This window comes from Sphingobacterium sp. Lzh-3 (assembly GCF_046764375.1).
In the GTDB taxonomy this organism is placed as follows: Bacteria; Bacteroidota; Bacteroidia; order Sphingobacteriales; family Sphingobacteriaceae; genus Sphingobacterium.
In genome coordinates this window covers 2,221,669-2,245,342 of record NZ_CP177226.1, presented here as the reverse complement: position 1 = coordinate 2,245,342, position 23,674 = coordinate 2,221,669, and the positions used below count along the sequence as shown (strand labels likewise).

The following is a 23,674-nucleotide window of genomic DNA, read 5'->3' as shown; positions in this document are numbered from 1 at the left end:
CTTGTGTTATTTTTCTATCGTTAACAAGGTACTCTTTGATCCTTCCATCCGGCCCGATATCACTGCGCTCCCCGAAGGCAGTCGAAGTTTAATTAATGCACGACCATTGTAGGCCTGTACTTTTTTCGACCCCGTAGAAGTGCCTTGATCGACGATCAACTGACCATCGCCTGTTGAACCAAAATAGATCCAATCCTTTGCATCGAGACAGGGGGTATTGGTATCGTCCACAATTTGGGCTTGCACAGTGATCACTTCGCCTTCCGCAGCAATCTGTTCGACAAGCAATTTGGCTGGTTTACCCCATTTTTTTGTCTGATATTGCTGTTCAATTTCATCCACTAGAATTTCCCGTCCGTTTTTCGCGACAGCTTTAATCTGATTGTTTCCTTCGTTCAGTTTCACCATCCAGCGCAAACCTGCCGCTGGAAAATCTTGGCTATTCCTTTTCTTTAATCCTTGACTTTCTCCATTGACAAAAAGCTCAACCTCACTGGCATTGGAATATACCTTTATCATTTTCAACTCCTCTTTTTCACCCCAACGGATCGGCCAAGTATGGCCATAAATATGCAGCATTGGTTTAGCGGTCCAATACGACTGGAATACGTAGTACGATTCTTTTTTGGTAAAATCCCGTTCAACAACACCCTTCTGATTAACATAAGGCACCGGATTGTCTGGCCGTACCGGAGTTGAAAAATCTTTAAATGGCCAATAGGCTGTTCCCGTGAGCCAAGGCATTGTTTCTTGTTCCTTTAAGTGCCAATCGATGAGATTACAGATGTAGCTTTCACTCCAATCGCCATCTTTAGAAACCCGTGCTGCACCACCAATGAGCGACGCATCGCCTGCCCGTTCATCTGTTGTGCCATCACCTTTGATTTTAGCTAAAGCGCGATCAGGGTCTTCTGCATGTCGTCTTGCATGACTATCCCCGCCCCACTCCACATGAAGGAAATGTTTTACCTTTTTCATTTCTTCTTCGGACGCTGTTTTATAGTCGGTATAAACACCTCTATACCAACCCGCCCAAATGGAGGGCGAATAAACATCAACAATATCTTTACAGAAATCACAACGTCGTATCGCTGTTTTCCGGCTCGGGTCCAATTGATGAGCTAAGCCATTGAGTTCACTCATATAAGCCCTTATCTTCGCCTGATCAAACTCCGTAAAATCACCGGGCCAATCATTTTCATTACCAAGCCCCCAGATAATGACCGATGGATGATTATAATGCTGTTCAATCATATTGGTTAACATCCGTTTTCCCTGAAGTTGGTAGACCTCACCACCTAATCCACCTCTGCACCATGGAATCTCTTCCCAAACCAAGATACCCAGACTATCACAGGCCTCAAGCACTTTACGACTCTGCTGATAATGTCCCAAGCGTATAAAGTTTACGCCCATCTCTTTCATCAGGGTCATCTCTTGTAGAATCTGATCGTCAGTCATTGCTGCAGCAACACCGGCATGGTCTTCATGACGATGGGTACCGCGAAGCAAAAGCCTTTTCCCGTTCAGCAGAAAAGGACCTTTTTCTTTAAACGCTACATGTCTAAAGCCAAAGATGCTCTCTTCTTTAAATACTTGTCCATTGCTTTTGATTGTCGTAACTAAGCGGTATAAAGCCGGTTGATCAGGACTCCAAAGCTGTGGCTTCTTAACCAGGAATTGTCCAAATTCAAAATTTAATGCTCCCTTATTAACTTTTGGTTGCTGGGTTTGCACGATTTTTCCAGCAGGGTCATAGAGCTGCGTTTCGACTTCAAAATTTGCCTGAGCCGAAAATGGCATCAGCCGTCCGCGGACGTTGACCACTCCCTGCTTACCATCGGCCCCTACCGACGCCTCAACAAATACACGCTCCAAAGCTGTCTGCGGAACATATTTGAGGTTTAGATGTCTGTAAATACCTCCATAGACGTTAAAATCAGACAGATCAGAAGGGATCATTTCGAGATCACGTGAATTATCCACACGAATTGAAAGCGGTATTTTGCCCTTAAACTGTTTTTTAAAAGCAGCTGTTTTTTTAAACTTTTCAACGGCATCTGTAATGTCCACAGTCCATTCGTCGTATCCGCCAACGTGCTCCCCAACTTTAATTGTATGGATATAAACAGCTGTCTTTTGTCCGGCTCCTTCAAAATGAAGAAGGGTGTGACCATTTAAATAGGGGTTATCGATCTCCAGCGATTTTCTGTACCAGCTTGGCCCCTGATAATAATTGATAGCTGGATCAACAGCGTCCAGCGCATTATAACAGTGCGGCAGATTTATCTGCTCCCAAAGTGGGACAGACTCGGGATTACCGGCTCCCACCGGTCTTACAGCTTCCCAGATCCCCCCCAGATCGCTCTTTAAGAAATCCCAGCCTTGATCAATCCGCTTAACTTCCTGAGCGTGGAGCTGAGCAACTCCAAAAGTCAGCAACAACGCAACTATTTTATTCAATCTACTTTTCTTCATTATGCTATTTTAGTATCTGCTTTTCATCTTCGGCCTTACTCGTCCAAAGCTCCAGTTTTCATGTTCTTTGCTCCGGGCCCTTTTTCGCGCTTAAATTTGCCAGCCACTTCGATCTTAATCACTGTAGCAACAGCATCAATGGCTTGCTCAGGCACGGCAATCTGAATACCATTGGCATTCGATTTTACCTTTAACACTTGATTATTGGCTAAAAGACGAGCTTTTAAAACTTTATTTTCAATCGGAAGTTCAACTATCCCATTTTTTGGCCAGTCAAATACAGAGACATACAAATAAGTCCGCTTTCCATCTTCCTTCATGGTACATCTCCCCCATTCAAATGGCTGTAAAGGACTACTCTTGGTCGCGTAGACTGCTTCACTATTGGCTTTCATCCATTGGCCAATTACAGCCAAACGTTCTATACTCTCCTTTGGAAAGGATCCATCGGGTTTTGGACCAACGTTCAACAGGTAGTTTCCACCTTTGGAAGCAATATCAACGAGATTGCGGATCAAGGTTTCGGCAGACTTCCATTTATGATCCGATGTGCGGTAGCCCCAAGTGCCATTCATGGTCATACAGGTTTCCCAATGTTTGCCTTCGAGTTCACTCCAATCTGGAATTTTTTGCTCCGGCGTTTTTGTATCGCCGGGAAAATTAGGCCGTTTCAATCGATCATTTGTGATAATATTGGGTTGTAATGCCAATTGGTTCTGAAGCATATTTGCGGCTTCGTCGGTCATGTTGGTTGGTGTATCCCACCATAGCACAGCAATATCCCCATAGTTACTCAACAATTCTTTGACCTGAGGTACAGATACATTTTTAATATAGTCACTAAAACTCGCTGTTTCTTGTTTGGGATCCCAATGGCCATGATGTGCTAGTGTGTAATCATCTATACGGGTTGAATCTGGATTAGGCCAGCCTTCTCGCATTAATTTACGGGCAGCCGATCCACCAGGGTTATTCCAATCCTGCGCCTGTGAGTAATAAAAGCCAAGTTTCAGGCCATATTTTCGGCAGGCTTCGGCCAAAGGTTTCAAAACATCTTTTCCGTAAGGCGTCGCATCCACCATATTCCACTTACTCGCTTTTGTTTCAAAGAGCGCAAAACCATCGTGGTGTTTGGCCGTGATAATCAAGTATTTCATCCCGGCATCTTTCGCCATGCGTACCCATTCGTCTGCATTATACTGCGTGGGGTTAAATTGCTTTGCCATCGCCTGATATTCATCAACCGGAATTTTAGAGCGGTTCATAATCCATTCTGCTCCACCACGTGCCTGTTCGTGCCCCTGATAAACACCGCCAAACTGCGCATATACTCCCCAATGGATAAACATGCCAAACCGGGCCTCCTCCCACCATTTCATACGTACACTATCGGGCAAGCGATTTACTTGCGCATACAATAATCCCTTACTCATTCCCATGATGAGGACAAGTGCCAGCAACATTTTATATAGAGCTTTCATACCTTAATTTTTCACAGTTCTTCATTTAGAAACCTGGTGTTTGTTTAAAATTGTCATTCCCTAAACTTTTGGCCATATCTACCTCAGATTGAGGTACTGGCCATAAAGTATCTCTGGCCATAAATAACCGCGAAGCTCCATCTGGATCCTTGGTTTTATCCATCACCTCTTTGATCATCCCCCAGCGTTTCAAGTCAAAATAACGTTGCCCTTCCAAAGCCAATTCAATCCTCCGTTCATGACGGATAATATCGCGGAATTCATTTTTTGTCAAGGAACCGCTAAACTGTACGAGCGGCATTTTCACATCAGCCCTGGATCTTACCTTATTCAATGCGTCTACGGCTGTCTGATCAGGCCCGGTACTTTCATTTTTCGCTTCTGCGTACATCAATAAAATATCTGCATAACGTAAGAATACCCAATCCTGATCGCTTTGTGTCGCGTAACTTGTTGGCCATTTCGATTCGTTGATATATTTTCTCGGTAAAAAACCACCCAAAACCCCTTCGGCAACCGGATCAAAAGCAGAAGATGCTGTGGTACCTCGCCACACACCGCGGTACATGATTGTCGACTTCAACCGTGGATCTCTATTTTCGTAAGGATTTTTAGCATCGTAAACCGTCGATTCTTTAATATCCTTTCCATCAATGGCGTAATAAGAATCCACCAGATACCTCAACGGTTGTATCGTCTTCAGATAAGAATACATCATATCTGCCGGGCTATACATATTGGGTGGTAAAAATCGAGCGGAGAACATGATTTCAGGATTGTTATTTTGTCCAGGTTTTCGGAACAGATCACGGTAACCACCCTGATAGATCGAAAACTTGTTTTCATCCATAACAATCTTCGCTGTTGCCGCTGCCTCGGCCCATTTTTTTGAAGTCAATAACACCTTTGTTTTGTAACCTAATGCAGATCCTCTCACCGCATGTCCCTTATAGCCTGTATTTGGCAGTTTTTCACTCGCGTAATCTAAATCTGCTAAAATCGCTTCGATAACGTTGGTTTTAGGTGTTCTACCCAGCCGAATACTCGCATCGTCCATACCTAGGGGTTCTAAAGTCAATGGCACATCACCGTACAGATTGGTCAACAAAAAGTAGTAATGGGCGCGGATAAAACGAGCCTCTGCTTTATATCGGTCACGGTCCTGCTGGCTCATGCTTGTAATGCGGTCAATATTGGCAATCAATTTATTACATGCCGCAATGGCCTGATACGAAATCTCATACCCCTCAGATTGCATTCCGCCGGTTGTTGAGGAGATTCCGGATCGCGAAATAATATTGAAGTTATTGGAGGTACTGGACACAAAGGCATCGTCTGAAAGCCCATCCCAAAACATACTTGCTCCCCCCCAACCACCGCGTGCATTCGATGAAGATGTCGAATTGTATCCCCGGCAAAGAAATTCATAACAGCCCGATAGTGCCAAATCAGCATCAGTCTGCGTTTTCCAAAAGGTTGATTCCGAAATTTTATCCGTTGGGTTTTTATTTAAAAAATCTTTTGTACAACTACCTAGTGAAGCTAGGGCAGCTAAGCTTAGGTATAGATATGTTTTTTTTACGCTATTTTTCATCTTTAATTTTTTTTAGTTACCACTAGATTAGAATGTGATGCTCGCTCCAAATGCGAATACTTTATTCTGAGGATGAGTCACATAACGCCCTGATGTTGCACCACCGCTTGATGAAACGCCGCGTTCGGGATCTAAACCGGGGAACTTGGAGAATGTGACCAGGTTATCCGCCGCAAAATAGATGCGAAGGCCAGAAATACCAGCTTTGGACAAGGTGCTCTGTGGAATAGAATAGCCTACCTGAATATTTTTAAGACGCAGGAACGATCCATCTTTTAAAAAGAAAGTCGACGCGGTCCGTACGTTATTTGCGGCAGGGGTATTTTCAGCACCAACGATTGGAAGCGATGCATTGGGGTTTTCTGGAGTCCAAGCGTCCATCCAGTCGCGGGTGAATGTACCACCTTGCCTGAAAGGGACTATTCCCCATTCACTTACAAATATTTTTTGCCCCTGAGAACCGAAGAAAAAGGCTGTAAAATCAAAATTCTTCCATACAGCCGTCGCATTAAAGGAATAATCGAAATCTGGATAAGCGCCCGGCACGACAATACGATCATTATTGTCCACAACTTTATCGCCATTTACATCGGCAAATTTCAGATAACCCGGTTGTGCTGGAATCTGTTGCACCGGAGAGGCTGCCACCTCTTCCTTAGATCGGAATATACCCGTGTTCTCCAAAAGATAAAAACTACCATAAGGTAAACCTTCCTGGATAATGGTATTGCCCGAGATACGTTCGGCTCCATATTTCATCACCTTATTGCGATTGGCCTGAATATTTCCATTGAGGGTCAGCGATACCGCTCCAATTTTATCACGGTACTGAAGACCGAGCTCTATACCTCTGTTACGCAATTCACCATAGTTTACGGTCGGTGCAGTCAGCCCAATATAAGAAGGGAAAGCCGTAGATGCGGATAAAATATCTGATGTTACTTTGTTATACCAATCGAAAGAAGCGGTCAATTTGTTGTTCCATAGTCCGAAGTCCACACCGAAATCCAGGACTTTGGTACTCTCCCATTTGATCCTGTCATTAGCCATGGCTACCTGACGAGCCCCTTGTTGGAGTGTTTCATCAAAAGGATAAGCAAAAGAAGAATTGTAAACAATCTGATAAGGATAGTTACCAATATTCTGATTACCCAGTGTTCCAATGGAGGCTCTTAATTTTAGTTCATTAACGACCGCCTTCAATTTCGGTCCATAAAAGGTTTCATCCGAAACTTTCCAACCTCCGGATAACGAAGGGAAAAATGCCCATTTTCTATTTTCAGGAAAACGTGAAGACGCGTCGTAACGCGCATTACCTTCGAGTAGATACTTACCTTTGTAGTCATAGTTTAATCGACCATAGTAAGACCTTAATGACCATTCATTGGTTACACCGCTATTAGACTGTTGGCCAGCTCCGCCACCATCAAGCTCAAGCAAATCATTGTTGGGAAATTGCAACCTACTTCCGAACAATTTTTGCGTTTTATTATATTCTGCCTGGGTTCCTGCCAGTACTTTCATGTTATGATTTCCAAAAGACTTATCGTAAGTCAGTTGTGTATAGCCCACCGGGTACACATTGTTGTCGTCCGTTACTTCTAGTCCTTGACCACCTACATCAAGCTGTCTGGCGGGTAGGTCATCGGGTTTGGCGAACCACATGTATTGATTAATTACAGGTTTGTTGGTATAGTTTTTTGTAAAGCCATACGTCAATCCGCCGCTAGTCTTCCAATCCAGTCCATCCAATATTTTCACATTTAAAAAAATATTGCCTTGCATAAAATAATTGTTCAGTCTTGTAAATGCATTTTCAGCAACTGCAACAGGGTTTTTATTTGGGGACTGAAAAGGATATGCCCTAGACGTATAACGACCACTACCATCTGGTAATACAGGTCCATAAAGTGGTGATTGACTAATGGTAGACAAAAACTGATCTTCACTACCATTTCTAGGGTATTTCCGATCGCCATAATTCAAGGTAATACTTGAACCAAAACTTATCCGTTCATTGATTTTAGAGCCTAGGTTAAGCTGTAGATTATACTTTTTAAAAGAAGTCCCGATCATAATATCAGGCTGATTGACGTAGCCCAGTATGACGTTGTAATTTGTTCCTCCGGCACCACCACTTAAGCTTAAATTGTGCGTTTGCACCGGGACAGTTCTAAAGACAGCATCTAGCCAATTAAAATCGGGATATAATTTTTTATCTGTTGTATTTTTGTAGGCATCAATCATCTCCTGGCTAAAGGAAGCATTTGGATTTGTGACACCGGAGTTTTTATTTGCCTGATTATACAGGTTCATATAATCAACGGAATTATACACGAGGTCTGGAAGAGCTGAGGCTTTGGTAATTCCGACATTATAATCGTAGCTCAGTTGTGTTTTTCCAGCTTTACCCTGTTTTGTCGTTACCAGAATAACCCCATTTGCTGCTCTTGCCCCATAGATAGCGGCTGAGGCAGCATCTTTCAATACGGTGATATTCTCAATTGCTTGAGGATTTAAATTTTCCAAACTCCCGGGAATACCATCTACGATAACCAATGGCGCAGACGAAGCCCCATACGACCCCAATCCGCGAACCTGGAGATTCACATTTTCATTCCCTGCTTCTCCTGATCCTTGCGTAACACGAAGTCCGGGCATGCGACCTTGAAGTAATTGCGTTGGATTTGTAGCGATACGTTTGTTAAGCACCTTTCCATCGACAGCAGCAACAGCACCGGTTAAATTACTTTTTTTCTGGGTACCATAGCCTACAACAACCACTTCGTCAATCAGACTACTGGACTCCTGGAGAACGAGATTAATGTGATCTTTCTTATTGACCTGGACTTCGGCCTTCTCTTTGCCTACCAGCGAAAATATCAGGACATCAATATCTCGCGCAAGAATCTGATAATTGCCGGCCCCGTCGGTTACAGTGCCGTTTTTCACCCCCTTTATCTGTACTGTAACCCCCGCAAGAGGCTCGCCTGTTGAGGAGCTTACTTTTCCGGATATCTTTATTTGCGACTGGGCAAGCACCACTGGTGCAGACATGCTCATCAACGAAAATAAAAGTAACCCCTTCCCTACCGTTTTGGTTATCGGTGTTATCATAGTTGTTTTGGTTTATTTGGTTATTTAACAAAGTAAATGAACTCAAATATCAAAAATCGTTCACAGCAAAAGGAGTATTTTTTGTTCAAATAGGTGGAATAAATAGCTTCATTCCTGATTTTCAACACAATTAAATGGTTCCATCGGTTCAGCTCCAAAATAAGATGGAGATCTGCCGGAGCTCCCAGCGCTCCGTACGACGAGGGAGATTATCAATTCTGCGATAAAATCGATATATTGTCCCCAAAATCAGTTTAAAGTGAGGGAGTCGATGACAACAAAAAAATATAGTAACGTCTATATCTTTTGGTTTTGCAGCATTTTATTTTTTTTAATGCACCCTGGCTATTGCCAGACAATCATACCTACAGGAACACCTTTTGTAAAACAATACAAAAAAGACCAATACAAGGCTGGAAATCAGAACTGGTCTTTGGCGGTCGATAAAGATGGTCGCATTTATAGTGCAAATACCGAGGGGCTGTTACAATTTGATGGACAATACTGGCGTATCTTTCCACTACCAAATCACTCAACAGTCCGAAGTGTTGCAATAGGTAAAGACGGAAAGATTTACACAGGTGGAAGAGGTGAATTTGGCTATTGGACTTCCAAACCTTTCGGAAACTTGACCTATCATAGTCTCTCTAAACTTGTGCAGGACAAAACCTATTTTCCAAACGAAGAAATCTGGAAAATCATTGTTGAGGGCCAACGGGTATTTTTTCATACATTTTCCAAATCCTATATTTGGGAAAACAATCGTATACGGCAGCTAACGGCTAAAGGTGAACCCTTTTTATTTCCGCATCAGCTCAATAACAAGCTATTTTTCGAACAGCTGCCAAGTGGTCTGCATGAATTTAAACAGGATAAACTTATCCCTGTAAAAGGAAAAGATGCCTTGAAAGACAAAAATGTACTTGCCATCTTACCTTTCGACGCAACGACCTCGCTTATTGCTACTTCGCGAAACGGCCTTTACCTGATGAAAGCCGATGGAACCATCCTACCCTGGTCTGTTCCGGCAAACCAGCTCTTGAGCCAATCACAAATAAACAATGGCTTATACCTCTATGACGGACAATATGCTTTTGGCACCATCCAAAATGGTGTTATTGTCATCAATAAAAATGGTCAGGTCATTCAGCATATCAATAAAAACAATGGTCTCCAAAACAATACCGTACTCAGTATTGTGAAGGACAATCAGAAGAATATATGGGTGGGACTGGATAATGGTATAGACCGCATTGAAATCAACTCGCCTTTATCATTTTACACAGATTTTGTCGGAAAAATTGGTACGGTTTATACATCAATTATCTATCAGGGAAAAATCTATCTTGGAACCAATAAGGGATTATTTTCAAGTGAATGGAAAGGATTGACCAATTACAATTCATTGAATTTCTCCCAGATTCCAAATTCTAATGGTCAGGTTTGGACATTAGCGCTATTTGGTGATGAGTTGATTTGTGGACATAATGATGGAACCTTCAAATTGGTTAATGGGCGACTCGAAAAGATTTCACAGATCACTGGCGGCTGGATATTCAAGCCTATATTTGGCACGAAAAACATCCTTCAAGGCAACTATACAGGTCTTTCGAAATTCACTTTCGATGGCATTAAACTCCAGTTCGTCCAGCAATTCGCAGGCGTTAAAGAACCGGTTCGGTTTTTAGCGCAAAAAGATAACCATACCTTTTGGATTGGCGATTGGGGCCAGATACAACTACTCGGATTTGATGGGAATTTCCAACAGGCAAACATTTTATTTTCTTCCAAACAGGACAGTATCGCTTCAAAAAGGCAATTTACGGGGATTTACACATTAGAAAATAATCTTGTATTTGCGACAGACAGCGGATTTCTCCAGTTCGACAATATTGTAAAAAGATTCAGCTATGCCGATGAATTAAACACAGCATTAGGCACCTATAAAAATTCAAATAAGGTCATACCGATCAATACAAACAGCTACTGGTTTATTCAGAAGACTAAAATTGCTAAAGTAGATTTTGACAGTAAGGGCAAACTTCATATTGACTCCAATCTGCTCAGTCCCTTACAGGATCGAATGATGAATAACTATGAAAACATCCTCCCTATTGAAAACCAATACTATCTCATCGGTTTAGATGATGGATTTGCGATCTATCGTCATTCCGATAAATCACAAAAATATCGGTTGCCACTTCCACAAATAGCACAACTTATCAACTTGACAACAGGACAGGTTATTATTCCAGATTCAGCGTTTAAACTATCATCATCGGACAATAATCTTAGAATTAGCTTTTCAAGTCCATATTATTCGTCTTCACCGATTCAATACCAATATTATCTCGAAGGTTACTCGGACAATTGGTCCGAATGGAGTGAGACTGCTTATCAAGATTTCACGAATCTACCTTATGGAAAATTTCAAATTAAAATAAGGGCGAGGGACAATATGGGCTTGGTTTCAGAAATCCAAACTTTTTCCTTTACTATTCGGTATCCATGGTACCTCTCCTGGTGGGCAAAGACATGCTATGTACTGGCTATGCTAGCGCTCATCTATTTAGCTTATCGACTTAATCTTCAGCGGGAGCGCAAGCGTCAGTTTCAAATACGGCGAAAATGGCTGGAAGAGAAAAAGATTGCCTTGGAACGCGAAACGGAGCAAAAAGAGAAGGCCTGGATCAAACTTAAAAATCAGCAATTAGAAGATCAGCTTCAATTAAAAAATAAAGAACTGGCCAATGCGGCACTCAATATCGTTTACAAAAATGAGATGTTGAACAATTTACACGACGAGCTAAAACAGCTTAAAGATGCTGATGGCAACAAACTGAGTTCAGATGAATTGAAAAAAATAAACAAGCTCATCGACGATGCCCATAATGACGATCGTGACTGGCATATTTTTGAAAGAAGCTTTAACGAATCACATGAGAATTTTTTCAAGAAACTGAAACAAGAATTTCCTGATCTAGTCCCCAATGATCTCAAATTATGCGCCTATTTAAGGCTCAATATGTCGAGTAAGGAAATTGCCTCATTACTTAACATTAGTACGCGCGGTGTCGAGATTAGACGCTATCGATTACGCAAAAAGCTGGGCATTCCCACAGACAAAAACCTCTCTGAATTCCTGATGGAACGTTAAATTCCCATCACAATCACTACATCATTACCACACACGAGCTTTAGTGTATAAAACACACTAAAGCTCGTATTATTTTGCATAAAAAAGCAACATAAAAAACTGACTATCAAAAATATAAAATACAAAAAAAGATAAACTGAGCAAGCTAAAATTTCATGTAGTAGTGATGTGAAAATGTTAAACTTTGGCAAAGTTGTACTACATCAACATATTTGCTTCAGGGAAATAACCAACGTATTTTAAACAAACACCAAAAATTAACGATATGAGGAATCTATCCGCATTATTTTTGACATCCATGGTCGTATCTGTTGCCTATGGACAAACTTCCATACAAGGAGTGGTCAAAGATGGCTCAAGCATGATCTCCATGCCAGGCGTCACCATCAGTATCAAAGGGAAAGCAGTAGCTACAAAAACCGACGCAACGGGGAAATTTCAGATCAACGCCTCTCCTACCGACTCATTGGTCTTTAACTTTCTGGGTTATCGCACACAAACCGTCTACATTGGCAATCAAACGCAACTCAATGTATTCTTAGAAAATCAAAACCAAGCACTGGAAGAGGTTGTGGTTATCGGTTACGGTACGCAAAAAAAAGCGGATCTGACCGGATCGATCAGCTCCTTGAAATCATCCGATATTACAAAGCAACCGGCCATGTCTGCTATGCAGTCCATACAGGGTAAAGCTGCCGGTATCAATATTATTGCCAACGAAGCTCCAGGCTCCTCACCCAACGTTATTGTCAGAGGTCTGGGAACAGCTCTAGGCGGAAGAAATCCACTCTATATCGTTGATGGTATCGCACAGACGGACATCAATAATATCAATCCATCCGATATCGAATCCATGGATGTTTTGAAAGATGCATCTTCGGCTTCAATTTATGGTCTTCGGGCCGCAAATGGTGTTATTATCGTTACGACGAAAAAAGGTAAAACCGGAACTCTTAGTATTAATTATGAAAGTTATGCTGGATTAAAGACCGTCCTGAATAAAGTAAAAATGGCGAATGCTTCTCAATTTTCGCAGTATGCAAATGAATACTGGGCTTCCACTGGGGAAAAATTTAGTTTAGCTCCCCAACAAACCTACGATACGGATTGGTACGACGAACTATTAAAAACGGGTTCGGTTTTCAACAATGCTGTAAATATTTCCGGCGGTACCGAAAAAATTGACTATTTCGTATCGGCCAACAATTTTACGGAAAACGGTATTTTAGATGGCTCGAAATATGTTCGAAATACCATACGAAACAATAATGTATACAAATTTCTAAATAACCGTCTGAAATTTAGTCAAAATCTAAATTTAACATTAACAAACTCTACACCAAAACCTTACAGTGCATTTAACACGGCATACCGACAAGCCCCTATAATGCCTATTCGTTATGACAATGGTAGATACGCAACGGGCTACTATAATCAAACTACGGGAGTAGGCGGTTTAACTGGCGCTCCTAACGATATTATGGCCAAATTAAATGATGAAGGCAATCCATTATACGAGGTTCTTCGCCAAAATGAAAAAATAAATACACTTCGTCTTCAAGGTAGCTTCGAAGGAGAATTTAAAATCACCGATTATCTAAAAGTGAATTCACGTATTGGTGGAAATAAATTTTATTCTAAACAACGTGTTTTTACAAATATAAAAGACCGTTGGTTAAATGCTAATCCACAGAAAACTGACCAAGACTTCGCGGCAAATAAGGCAGCATCTTCCGATGACATTCAGTTTGCCAACAACAGTTTGAATTACGTTGATCTAGAACAGTTCCGTTGGTCATGGGAAAACTTTTTAACATTTAACAAGAGTTTTGACAAACATCATATTGAAGCGGTATTAGGTATGTCCCGCGAAAAGTATGACATCAATAGTATGAGCAGTATGACGGGTTACGATGTTCCGGAAAAAGAGCAATATTGGAATATCAATCTCGCGAATAGTACCCAAGGTTCAGATTACGACCGGATTGCCCTTCAGACTTATTATACCCCGCGTGCATTGGCATCTTATTTCGGGCGTGTTCAATATAATTACGATAGTAAATACTATTTGACAGCAACATTACGCCGTGATGGTTCTAGTGTATTTCGTAATACAGGCAAATACTGGGGCACATTCCCCTCCGTAGGATTAGGCTGGACAGTAACCAACGAAGATTTTATGAAGGATGCCACTTGGATCAATCTCTTGAAAGTACGCGGAAACTGGGGAAAACTTGGTAACCAAGATATTCCACTCAATGTTTCCACAATTTTACAAAGCCCAGAAAGTTCCAACTACAATTATGTATTTGGCCCAGAACAAAACATGGTGTTTGGTAGTGCCTATGGGACCCCTGCTAAAAATTTAAGCTGGGAGGTCACAGAGGAAACTGGCGCCGGACTGGATTTTGCATTTTTTAACAACCAACTTTCAGGTTCCATAGACTATTATCATAAGATGAATACCAATGCGATCTTGTTGGTTACACCGACATATACTTCTGCTTATGAAGAAAAATTTTATGACCATGGAGCAAAAATCCTGAATCAGGGAGTTGAGCTTGCTTTAAACTGGAATAAATCAATCTCCCCAGATTTCAGCTATACCGTAGGTATAAATTATGCCTACAACAAAAATACTGTTAAGGAAGTAAAAGCTGCCTATGATGGCGATCAAGGTGGTAGTTTGAACAATGGCGAATTAACAAAACAGCTCCGGGTAGGTCAGCCTATTTATGGCTGGTGGATGTATGAAACAAACGGCGTATTCCAGGATGACAACGATGTAAAAAATTATCCATCAAACGGTCCCGCCAGGCCAGGATATCTGAAATTTAAAGATCAGAATGAGGATGGTATCATTGACACCCGTGATCGTGTTTTCTTTGGTTCATTCTTACCTTCTTCCACTTACGGGATTAATTTAGGGATCAACTATAAAGCGATAGATTTCAATTTATCTGGATATGGGGTTTCTGGCAACAAAGTATACAATGGATTAAAAAGTGCGCGCATGAACGCCGGTCAAAATGTTGACCTAGAGACTTTTGAAAACCGGTGGACACCAGAGAACCACACGAATGCACACCCCGGCGCAGATAGGTCATATCTACCTTCCAACTATTACTTAGAGTCAGGTAGTTATTTCCGTATCAACAATATAACTGTAGGTTATACATTTAATAATTTATATAGTTCAAAATCTAAATTGAGGTTGTATGTAACAGCTCAAAATCCTTTTATGTTTACGAAGTATAGTGGCTTCTCTCCTGAACTGGCCGGAGATGGAAGCCCCAATCTAACATCCGGGATAGAGCTCTCAGCTTATCCAACCACACGTAATTTCCTTTTTGGACTTAACATGCAATTTTAATCACCTTAGTTTTGAAGACAATGAAAATTAACAAACTTTATATAGCAATTCTTCTAAGTGGGGGCATTGCGATGCAGTCTTGTAAAGACAATAGTTTTCTTGATGTTCCGTCAAAAGAACGTGTAGAAGCCGAAGATAGCGAAACTGTAAATACACCCGAACAATTCGTTAACGGCGTCTATGGCATGTTTACCGATTGGGATTACGCTTTTTCTTTTTTAGGCATAACAGAAATGATTTCTGACAACGCTGATAAAGGTAGTTCAGCAACCGACGCAGGAGGAGACAAATTATTATTAGACAATCTGACCTACACATCTACTGCAGGTTCATTCAAATCGATGTGGATCCGCTGGTACAAATCAATTGGAAGAGCAACACAGGCAATTGAATATACCGAAAAATTTGGATTAACAGATGAAACTTATAAAAACAGATTGATCGCTGAAGCCCGATTTTTGCGTGCCCTGAATTATTTTTATCTTGTGCGCGGATGGGGTGATATTCCTATACAGGACCGTGATTTGATAAAGAGAGAACCCGTAGCTGAAGTATACGCCTATATTGAAGCTGATCTACAATTCGCTATTGATAACTTACCTGTGAAATCTGCTTATGCAGCAAAAGATTTGGGGAGGGCAACCAAAGGCGCTGCGCAAGGGCTGCTATCGAAGGTATATTTATACCAAAATAAATGGCAACAAGCTGCTGATATGGCAAAAGCTGTTATTAATTCTGGGGGCTATAGCCTAGAAACTGATTATGCAAAAATCTGGCGATTAGAAGGGGAAAATGGTCCTGAATCGCTCTTTGAATGGCAGGCCCGAGGTAGTTCAATTGCCCATGGTATTCAGCAATATAGTCAAGTGCAAGCGCCTCGTGGAGGAGCAGTCAATTTAGGCTGGGGTTTTAATATCCCAAGTCAAAACCTATTGGATGCATTTAATGCCGAAAAAGATAATATCCGCCGTGATGCAACAATTATTTTCAGGGGTGAAACACTGTACGATGGTCGTCTGATTGACAATGGTGTAGAAAATCCGATGTATAATGAAAAAGCGTATTCTTCTGCGAACGGCGGAGCAGGTGACACAGATAAAAACGTGCGCTATCTCCGTCTAGGTGAAATTTATCTTATCCTGGCCGAAGCCGCAAATGAGGTTGGCAATAGCAGCGAAGCACTGAATGCACTGAATACTGTCCGTGCACGGGTAAAATTAGCCAACGTAACGACAACAGACCAAGCGCAGCTCCGTCAATTGATCTGGAAGGAAAGACGCCTTGAATTAGCATTTGAGCATGATCGATGGTTCGATCTCATCCGCACAAAACAGGCAAAAACAGCCATGGCTGCCAATGGAAAAACGTTCCAGGATAAAATGATGCTTTTCCCAATTCCGGAAGATCAACGTATTCAAACACCAGAAATGCCGCAAAATACAGGTTGGTAACTATATAAGTAAAATAACTCCGTTCAAACGACCTATGGTCGTTTGAACATTTTTTCAAGAATTAAACAACATATCCATGAGAAAACGAATAGCATATCCAGCACTTAGCGGTATAGCTTTGGCGCTTATTCTCAGCAGTTCGTGCCAAAACGCTACTAATAGCAGTCCAGACAGTCCCTCAAAAATTGATTCAACCAGCGGAAGCAAGATCAATGAAGATTCGCTATTGACCAATATTCAGCAACATACATTTCAATATTTTTGGGAAGGTGCCGAACCTACTTCCGGTCTCGCCAGGGAACGCATCCATATGGATGGTGTTTACCCTCAAAATGACCGTAATGTCGTGACCATAGGTGGTAGTGGCTTCGGACTCATGGGTATGATTGTCGCGATGGAACGCGGGTTTATCAGCCAGGATCAAGGCGTTCAAAAGCTGGATCACATCATGGATTATCTAGGCAAAATCGAACGGTTTAAAGGAGCCTGGGCACACTGGTACGATGGAGAACTGGGGACAGCGAAACCCTTCAGTGAAAAAGATAATGGCGGTGACATTGTTGAAACTGCATTCTTAGCCCAAGGCCTAATCGCCATTCGGGAATATCTAAAAGATAAAGATGATTCTGCCCAACTAGTTGCCCAAAAAGCAGATAAACTATGGAAAGAAATCAATTGGAATCATTATACAAATGGGCAAAATGTTATCTATTGGCATTGGAGTCCTAAATTTAACTTCCAGCAAAATCATCCCGTCAGAGGATACGACGAATGTCTGATTACCTATATTTTAGCAGCCTCCTCTCCTACTTACCCTATTGCACCCCAAGTGTATCATGAGGGTTGGGCAAGATCTGGTGCAATTAAAAGCTCCGCTAAAAAATATGACATTCCACTCGTACTAAAGCACAATGCCAAAGAAGGTGAAGTGGGGCCGCTATTCTGGGAACATTACTCCTATTTAGGATTGAGTCCCAAAGGATTAAAAGACCAATATGCAGATTATTGGGAAGCGACAGGCAACCATGCTAAGATAAATTTGGCTTATGCAGATCTAAACCCAAAAGGCTATAAAGGCTACGGTTCGGATAAAGGCTGGGGCTGGACAGCCAGCTATTCCATTAACGGCTACGATGCACATCACCCAGACAACGACCCTGGGGTGATCTCGCCTACAGCAGCTTTGTCTTCCATGCCCTATACCCCACATGAAAGCATTCAGTTTGCGCAATACCTAGACAAACAACTCGGCAATAAAGTCTGGGGTAAATATGGCTACTATGATGCCTACAGTGAAACGGCAAATTGGTATCCACAACGTTATCTAGCCATCGATCAGGGGCCTATTATCGTCATGATCGAAAACTATAGAACAGGTAAAATCTGGGAGCTATTTATGCAGGCCCCAGAAATTCAACAAGGACTAAAGAAACTCGGTTTTACAAGTCCTTATTTAAAATAGTGGTCTGTGGAATCATTTTCAATCCGTCACACGTTGAGAATGGTTCCTTCCACGAAAACAACAGGACATCCCATCAAAGAGGTTCAAGAGTCATCTTGAACACTTTACATAAACTTACCATGTAGCGAAGGAAGCAAAATCCATGCGCACAAAAAAAATAATACGATGAAAAAAGTAGTAGGTACTTTCCTTCTTGCATTGCTCGCCTGGCATACCAGTCCGGCGCAATCCAATCAGAAAATGGACACGTTCATTGATCAGCTTATGGCTAAGATGACTGTTGACGAAAAGATTGGACAACTTAACTTGGTAACCGGTGGTGAAGCGACCACTGGAACCACAGTATCCACGGGTGTAGAAGCGAAAATTAAAAATGGTCAAATCGGCGGGATTTTCAGCATGAGTACACCAGCGAAAATCCGCAAAACACAGGAAATAGCGATCAAGCAATCCCGGTTAAAAATACCCATCATTTTTGGGATGGATGTTATTCACGGGTATCGTACGGTGTTCCCAATTCCTTTAGGTCTTGCCGCTACCTGGGACATGAACTTGATTCAACAATCTGCACGTATAGCAGCCGAAGAAGCGACCGCCGATGGAATTAATTGGGCATTTTCGCCCATGGTAGATATCTCGCGCGATCCACGCTGGGGCCGTATTTCCGAAGGTGCGGGTGAAGATACCTATCTAAGCTCTCGGGTTGCTGAAGCCATCGTCCATGGCTTCCAAGGGGATAACCTGGCAGCACACAACACCATGATGGCCTGCGTGAAACATTTTGCCTTATATGGTGCCGCTGAAGGTGGCCGTGATTACAATAGCACCGATATGAGCCTCCACCGCATGTACAATGAATACTTACCGCCATACAAAGCGGCTTTAGATGCCGGTGCAGGAAGTATCATGACATCCTTTAACGATATCAATGGTGTCCCTGCCTCGGCAAACAAATGGTTAATGACTGATGTCTTACGCAAGCAATGGGGCTTTAAAGGATTGGTCGTAACCGATTACACTGCGGTAAACGAATTAACGGCACACGGCCTCGGTGACCTCCAGCAGGTTTCTGCCTTAAGCCTCAATGCTGGGGTTGATATGGATATGGTCGGTGAAGGATTTCTGACGACGCTAAAAAAATCTTTGGATGCTGGAAAAGTCAAAATTGCGGATATTGACAGGGCTTGCCGTTTTGTTTTGGAAGCCAAGTATAAATTAGGCTTATTTGACGACCCTTATCGCTATTGTGACGAAAAACGTGCAAAAACTGTGATCGGATCGGCTGCCAATCATGCCAAAGCCAGAGAAATTGCAGCAAAGTCATTTGTTTTGTTGAAAAACGAAAACCAAACGCTTCCATTAAAAAAAACAGGAACAGTTGCTGTCATTGGCCCGTTAGCCAATTCAGGTCCAAATATGCCCGGAACCTGGAGTGTCAGTGCTGAATTGGACAAAACAGCCTCTTTAGTTGAGGGAATGAAGGCCGTGTTAGGCAATAAAGTAAATATACTCACCCATCTCGGAAGTAATCTGTTGGAAGATCCTATTTACCAAAACCACGCAACCATGTTCGGCCGTACCATCGCACGCGATTCCCGAAAAGAAGAAGAGATCATTGCAGATGCACTGAAAGTTGCCCAACAATCAGACGTCGTTGTGGCCGCGCTTGGTGAAGCGTCTGAAATGTCAGGTGAAAGCTCAAGTCGCTCAGAACTGGATATTCCGAAAAATCAACAAAATCTGTTAAAAGCACTATTAGCAACAGGAAAACCAGTTGTACTGGTATTATTTACAGGTAGACCGTTAACCCTTACCTGGGAAGATGCTCACGTGCCCGCAATATTAAACGTTTGGTTTGGTGGAACGGAAACAGGAAAAGCAGTTGCCGATGTTTTATTTGGGGACGTCGTTCCTTCAGGAAAGATTACGGCCACCTTCCCACGCAATGTCGGTCAGATTCCGATCTATTATGCGCACAAAAACACGGGCAGACCTTATGGAAACTCGGGTGATTTTGAAAAATTCAAATCAAATTACCTGGATGTAAGCAATTCCCCACTCTATCCTTTTGGTTATGGATTAAGTTATACAACTTTTACCTATAGTGACATCCGTCTTGACCGCAACACAATTGACGATAAAGGTACTCTTCAAGCAAGTATCGACATCAGAAATACCGGAAATTATGATGCGGAAGAAACCGTGCAACTCTATATCCAGGACTTAGTTGGCTCTGTCACTCGTCCCGTAAAAGAATTAAAAGGATTTCAAAAAATATTCCTCAAAAAAGGCGAACAAAAAACTGTAAACTTTAATATCAAAGTAGACGATCTTAAATTCTTCGACAACAACCTCAATTATGTTGCCGAACCAGGGAATTTCAAAGTCTATATTGGTTCGAACAGTCGCGATGTAAAAGAAAAAGAATTTGAATTGCTTTAAATCTATTGCATCTGTATAAAAAAACAAGGCGGCCTTTAGGAAATAAGGGCCGCCTTGTTTATGTTAGGTTGTCGTTATGTCTACCTATTTCATATTTCCATCAAAGCTTTCAAACAATACACGTAATTCCGCCGCTTTTTCGGGATAGTCCTTTAAAATATTGGTTCTTTCACTCGGATCCCAGGCAATGTTATGTAATTCTTCAATAGCATCATAGGGTTTGCCCGAAATCTGATTGACTCCGGCTGCTATCCGCCGATACTTCCAGTCGCCTGACCGAACAGCCTCAACATGTCCATAATTCACAAAAAATATCGGTCTATGTGCTGTTTTTAAGTCTTCCGATTTCCCGTTCAACAAAGAATCGATCGCTTGGCCATCAATGGATTTCTTCGGCAAGGATGCACCAGTCCATTTGGCTATCGTAGGCAATACATCCAAGTTGCTAATTGCCTGCCGAATAACTTTTCCTTCTTGTGCATAGCCTTTGCCATAAACAATGAAAGGTACACGGACACCACCTTCTGTTGTTTCGGCTTTCGAACCTTTGAAGACTCCAGCAGTACCCACATGCCAATTTTTTGTGGCATGATCGTCAGACATCCGCGATGGATAGGATATCCAGGGGCCATTATCACTTGAAAAAATCAAAATGGTGTTATCGGCGAGGCCTTTTCGCTCAACCGTTTTCCAGAGCTCCGAAAAATTATGATCCAACTCCTGCATCACCGCACCAAGTGGGCCAGCATTTTGCTGATCTGCAAATCGGTTCTTTTTATTGGCAAATGCCAAAGGAAGATGCGGAAAATTATGTGCATAGTATAAAAAGAATGGATGATCTTTATCTTGATCTTCTATAAACTTCACTGTTTCTTTGTGATAAAGTGAGCTCAGGTCCGAATCATCGGGCGCAACTACTTCGGGTTTCCGATTCCTGAAGATTTTAATGACAGAATCTGTCTTTACATAAGGATCGCGGTAGTCGTGGCTATACAGCATGCCATAAAAAGAATCGAAGCCTTGCTGATTAGGATGATGGTAAGTCTGTTTATCCCCTAAATGCCACTTCCCGATTAACGCAGTTCTATAGCCTACCTTTTTTAATAATTCAGCAATCGTTTCCTCGTCATCAGGCAAACCTAAATTGGAGCCCGGACCGATCGGTGCGGGAAGATTATAACGGGAAGCATATCTTCCTGTTAATAAAGAAGCTCTTGACGGTGTACAGGAGGGCGTAGAAACCATAAAGTTTGTTGCTCTCACGCCCTTACTGGCGATCGAATCCAAAAAAGGGGTTGAGATATTCGGACTTCCATAACAACCAATGTCGCTATAACCAAGATCATCGGTCAGAATCAAGATAATATTAGGCTTTTTTTGCTGGGCATTGGCAAAAGCCACCAGTAAAAATAAAGCCATAGAGGTCATAAGTTTAGTGTATCGCATCATATTTGCATGAGTTAATTGGATTCGTGCCACAAGATAACAATTTTTACCAATTTGGATTCTGTTTTAGATTCGGATTGAGGTTAATTTCCCGTTGAGGAATGGGCCAGAGATAATGCTTTTTAGAATCAAAAACACGGCTTTCGGAGGCTGCTTCAACGACAACTGCTTCGCCGTTATTATTTTGATACGTGATGCCATACACTTTACCAGGAACAACCTTTTCGGCCGTTTTCCATCGTCTTATATCCGCGAGATGCAATCCCTCAAATGCCAGTTCAACCGTACGCTCGCGACGAACCAACTGGCGGAGTTGCTCTTGATTTACTTGATTACTTATTATAGGAAGTTTTACATCAGTGCGTGAATTTCTAATTTGGTTGATGGCTTCGTAAACACTGCCATCAATTTCGCCAAGCTCAATCTTTGCTTCCGCATAGGTCAATAATATCTCAGCATAACGCAGTAGCATGATATTCAATCCACTTTTTGAAGGGTTTGCCAAATCTTTTTTATCGATATACTTCTTTATATTGAAACCTGTTGTGGAAGCAATATAGGTACTCCCCACAGCATCTGCAGTGACACTATTGGGTGCCGGATGAAAAATAGCTCCATTGGGAAGCGGATCGCCATCCAAAAAAATTGAAAAAGTAAGCCTCGGGTCGCGATTTTTATAGGGATTTTTGGGATCATAACCACTATTGGGATCCGTAATTACCAACCCACTGGAAGTCTCGTAACTATCTGTCAAGGCTTTGGTAGGCACATAGGTACTCTGCCCATTTTGCTGGCTATAGGGGGCTAAGAGGTTAAAAACACTTTGCGTGTATATATTTTCCAGAAATTGCTTATCCAACAGCACCTCTTTGTTATTTTCAGCCGCATACGTAAACAGATTTGCATACAAGGGGTAAAGCTCAAATCGTTTGCTATCGATAATCGTTTTTGCGGCTTTTGCTGCTGCTGCAAATCGTCCTGCATATAAATCTGACCGTGCTTTCAGGCCCAATGCGGCCCAACGGGTTATGCGCCCGATATCGTTACTGGAGTAGCTTTCAGGCAAACTTGCCGCAGCCAGTTCTAATTCGGTGTCAATAAAATCGTAAATTTCTTTAAGGTCAGCGCGTTGTACCGCCCTTCCCTCTTCCAAGGTCAGCGGTGCTTTTACCAAAGGTACCCCACCAAATAAATAGGCCAATTTGATATATTGATAGGCTCTTAACACACGAGCTTCGCCGATAAATCTGGCGATTAGTGCTTCATCCCGGCTGCCCTCGATTTTACCAATATTCGCTAAAAAGTAATTGGCCGCCCCGATTCCTTTATAGGCGCTACTCCAGGTATTGTACAATCGGGAGCTTGAAGCGTCATAAGTACCAAGCTCGATATACGCATCCACAGCGAAAGGCTGATTGACATGCGCTATATCCGTCAATGCATCCGAATAGAAGATTTCCGCTCCATCAAGATCATTGTAGAGCGCATTTACAGCAAGCTCCGCATCGGCTTGGCTCTTCCAAAATATATTTTCTGACAGACGGTCTGTTGGTACGGAATCCAACAGATTCTTATCACAGCCAATCAGCATAAGCAAAAACAGTCCGAAACTGAAAATCCAGTTTCCTTTTTGATATAGATATTTGTAAAAATTCATGAGTTTTCAATTAAAT

At 42.0% G+C, this 23,674-nt stretch carries 11 protein-coding genes; 5 read left to right on the top strand and 6 right to left on the bottom strand.

Annotated elements, in window-relative coordinates:
* Positions 1-6 precede the first annotated feature (6 nt).
* From ACLCDV_RS09170 to ACLCDV_RS09155, 4 genes are read right to left on the bottom strand one after another with little or no spacing between them, the layout of a single operon-like run.
* Positions 7-2,478: a glycoside hydrolase family 2 TIM barrel-domain containing protein gene (locus tag ACLCDV_RS09170; protein ID WP_411973486.1), complete on the bottom strand. Its 2,472-nt coding sequence runs from the start codon at positions 2,476-2,478 to the stop codon at positions 7-9.
* 35 nt (positions 2,479-2,513) lie between these two features.
* On the bottom strand, positions 2,514-3,959 hold the full coding sequence (locus tag ACLCDV_RS09165) for an alpha-L-fucosidase (protein WP_343567178.1): 1,446 nt from the start codon (positions 3,957-3,959) through the stop codon (positions 2,514-2,516).
* Between the two features lie 25 nt (positions 3,960-3,984).
* Positions 3,985-5,553 carry a RagB/SusD family nutrient uptake outer membrane protein gene (locus ACLCDV_RS09160; protein WP_411973485.1) on the bottom strand — a complete coding sequence of 523 codons (1,569 nt, stop codon included), beginning with the start codon at positions 5,551-5,553 and terminating at the stop codon, positions 3,985-3,987.
* Positions 5,554-5,580: 27 nt separating this feature from the next.
* Complete coding sequence (locus ACLCDV_RS09155; protein WP_411973484.1) at positions 5,581-8,670, bottom strand: SusC/RagA family TonB-linked outer membrane protein; 3,090 nt, start codon at positions 8,668-8,670, stop codon at positions 5,581-5,583.
* A 271-nt stretch (positions 8,671-8,941) separates the two neighbouring features.
* Between ACLCDV_RS09155 and ACLCDV_RS09150 the strand changes: the two genes are divergently transcribed.
* The 5 genes from ACLCDV_RS09150 to bglX all read left to right on the top strand — a co-directional run bounded on the left by ACLCDV_RS09150 (position 8,942) and on the right by bglX (position 20,555).
* Positions 8,942-11,827 carry a triple tyrosine motif-containing protein gene (locus ACLCDV_RS09150; protein ID WP_411973483.1) on the top strand — a complete coding sequence of 962 codons (2,886 nt, stop codon included), beginning with the start codon at positions 8,942-8,944 and terminating at the stop codon, positions 11,825-11,827.
* Between the two features lie 265 nt (positions 11,828-12,092).
* Complete coding sequence (locus ACLCDV_RS09145) at positions 12,093-15,200, top strand: SusC/RagA family TonB-linked outer membrane protein (RefSeq protein ID WP_411973482.1); 3,108 nt, start codon at positions 12,093-12,095, stop codon at positions 15,198-15,200.
* A gap of 20 nt (positions 15,201-15,220) precedes the next feature.
* A complete protein-coding gene (locus tag ACLCDV_RS09140) occupies positions 15,221-16,651 on the top strand; it encodes a RagB/SusD family nutrient uptake outer membrane protein (RefSeq protein ID WP_333625167.1) in 1,431 nt (476 codons plus the stop codon).
* 76 nt (positions 16,652-16,727) lie between these two features.
* On the top strand, positions 16,728-18,113 hold the full coding sequence (locus ACLCDV_RS09135) for a glucoamylase family protein (protein WP_411973481.1): 1,386 nt from the start codon (positions 16,728-16,730) through the stop codon (positions 18,111-18,113).
* A 165-nt stretch (positions 18,114-18,278) separates the two neighbouring features.
* On the top strand, positions 18,279-20,555 hold the full coding sequence (gene bglX / locus ACLCDV_RS09130; RefSeq protein ID WP_411973480.1) for a beta-glucosidase BglX: 2,277 nt from the start codon (positions 18,279-18,281) through the stop codon (positions 20,553-20,555).
* Between the two features lie 84 nt (positions 20,556-20,639).
* On the opposite strand, the gene ACLCDV_RS09125 is transcribed toward bglX, so the two are convergent.
* Both ACLCDV_RS09125 and ACLCDV_RS09120 read right to left on the bottom strand, forming a co-directional pair.
* Positions 20,640-21,974, bottom strand: coding sequence for a sulfatase-like hydrolase/transferase (locus ACLCDV_RS09125; RefSeq protein WP_411973479.1), 1,335 nt, complete (start codon positions 21,972-21,974; stop codon positions 20,640-20,642).
* A gap of 73 nt (positions 21,975-22,047) precedes the next feature.
* Positions 22,048-23,658 carry a RagB/SusD family nutrient uptake outer membrane protein gene (locus ACLCDV_RS09120; protein WP_411973478.1) on the bottom strand — a complete coding sequence of 537 codons (1,611 nt, stop codon included), beginning with the start codon at positions 23,656-23,658 and terminating at the stop codon, positions 22,048-22,050.
* Positions 23,659-23,674 lie beyond the last annotated feature (16 nt).